The 2,104-nt window shown below is 73.4% G+C and carries 2 protein-coding genes; one reads left to right on the top strand and one right to left on the bottom strand.

The window, feature by feature from the left end:
• A partial coding sequence (locus tag AB0J09_RS63180; protein WP_360713915.1) for a prolyl oligopeptidase family serine peptidase occupies positions 1-1,614 on the top strand: 1,614 nt, incomplete at its 5' end.
• Between the two features lie 4 nt (positions 1,615-1,618).
• Here the strand turns inward: AB0J09_RS63180 and AB0J09_RS63175 are convergent.
• Positions 1,619-2,104: DUF4037 domain-containing protein (locus AB0J09_RS63175; protein WP_360713913.1), on the bottom strand; the 486-nt coding region annotated here is incomplete at its 5' end.

The following is a 2,104-nucleotide window of genomic DNA, read 5'->3' as shown; positions in this document are numbered from 1 at the left end:
GACGGCAGGCCGCTGCTGACGCCCGACGGCCCCGAGGTGACCTGGGGGCTGCCCGAGCACGTGGCGGCCGAGTCGATGGCCAGGCACAGGGGCTACTGGTGGGCGCCCGACGGCACACGCCTGCTGGTGGCGCGCGTGGACAACGCCGGGGTGAGCACGTGGCACCTGCCCGAGCCCGCCGACCCCGGCAGGCCGCCCAGAACCATGGCCTATCCGGCGGCCGGCACCGAAAACGCCGACGTGACACTCTGGCTGACCTCCCTGGCCGGGGAGCGTACCGAGGTGATCTGGGACAGGACGGCGTTCGAGTACGTCGCGGCGGTGTCGTGGACCGGGCAGGGCCTGTTGGTGCTGGTGCAGAGCCGCGACCAGCGCACCACCCGCGTTCTGGAGGCCGACCCCGAGACGGGCGCCACCACGCTGCTGCGCGAGGACACCGACGACGCCTGGCTGGAGCTCGTGCCCGGCACGCCCGCCCGCACCGCGAGCGGGGAGCTGGTCTGGACGGTGGACCGCGACGACACCCGCCGCCTGATGGTGGGTGACGACCTGGTCACGCCGCCGGGCCTGCAGGTGCTGCGGATCCTGGCGGTAGACGGCGACACCGTGCTCGCGCAGTGCTGCGACGAGCCGACCGAACGCCACCTGTACAGCTACTCCAGGGCCGAAGGGCTGGTCAGGGTCACCTCCGAGCCGGGGGTGCACACCGGGACGCGCGGCGGCGGCGTCACGCTGGTAGTCACCCGCACCTTGGAGGAGCACGGGGTCCGTGTCATGGTGAGCGACGGGCGGGCGGCCACGCGGATCGCCTCGAACGGCGCGATCCCGGTCCTGCGGCCGGAGGTGGAACTGGTGTCGCTGGGCAAGCGGGAACTGCGCGGCGCCATCATGTTCCCGGCCGGCCACGTGCCGGGCTCGCGGCGGCTGCCGGTGCTGCTCGACCCGTACGCCGGGCCGACCGTCGGCCGGGTCCTGCGGGGACTGGACGACTTCGCGGTCTCACAATGGTTCGCCGACCAGGGCTTCGCCGTACTGGTCGTGGACGGGCGCGGCACGCCGGGCCGGGGACCGGCCTGGGAGCGGGCCATCCACCTCGACAAGCTGAGCGCGGCGCTGGAGGACCAGGCCGACGCGCTGCACGCGGCCGCCGGCCGCTTCCCCGACCTGGACCTGGGCCGGGTGGCGATCCGCGGCTGGTCATACGGTGGCTACCTGGCGGCCGCTGCCGTCCTGCGCCACCCCGACGTCTTCCACGCCGCCATCGCGGGCGCCCCGGTAACCGACGCACGCCTTTACGACACCCACTGGCAGGAACGCTACCTGGGCCACCCCGACCAGCACCCTGAGGCCTATGACCGCAGCTCCCTCATCGCCGACGCCCCGAACCTGCGCCGCCCGCTCATGCTCATGCACGGCCTGGCCGACGACAACGTCTTCGCCGCCCACACGCTGAGGTTGTCGGCCGCGCTGCTGGCCGCGGGCCGCCCACACACCGTCCTGCCGCTGTCAGGCGTCTCACACATGGCCGCCCAGGAGGAGGTCGCCGAGAACCTGCTCCTGCTCGAGCTGGACTTCTTGCGCTACAACCTTCCCCCCACGCCCTTTACAGTGTAGATCACTAAGCTCTGAGGCCGAGCGCCGCCGCCGTCACCGGCCGCGCCCGCCCCGGCTGCATCAGCAGGTCCGTCGAGTCCGAGAGCTGATCCACGCACCCCAGCAGCGGCAAGTCCCTGATCGTGGGATCGGACACCGACGCCATCAACGCCTCGGCGAACCGGTCCCCTCCGATCACCTCGAACGGCCGGTCGAAGAAGGGCCGTACCCGCTCATCCACCGGCTCGGCCAGCGCCACGCGGTTCTGCAGCGCCGCCACCCGCGCGTACGCACCCGACAGTCCCTGCTGCCGCTCCCGCCAGGAGCGGGCAGCCAGCGCCGCCCCCAGGCTCTCCCCCAGCTCGGTCGAGCCCGGCAGGCGCGCCAGCGCGCTGCCGAGCCATTTCGCGTACGGCGGGTAGCGCCGCCGCAGCAGCAGCGCCAGCCGCATCACCTCCCGGGCCAGCCGCGCCCCCACCACGGCCGAGCCGAGCTCGTCGCCCACCTCGCC

It is taken from the genome of Nonomuraea sp. NPDC049784, from assembly GCF_040659615.1.
GTDB lineage: Bacteria > Actinomycetota > Actinomycetes > Streptosporangiales > Streptosporangiaceae > Nonomuraea.
Note: the sequence above shows the minus strand (reverse complement) of the source record. Positions and strands in the feature narration are given on the sequence as shown.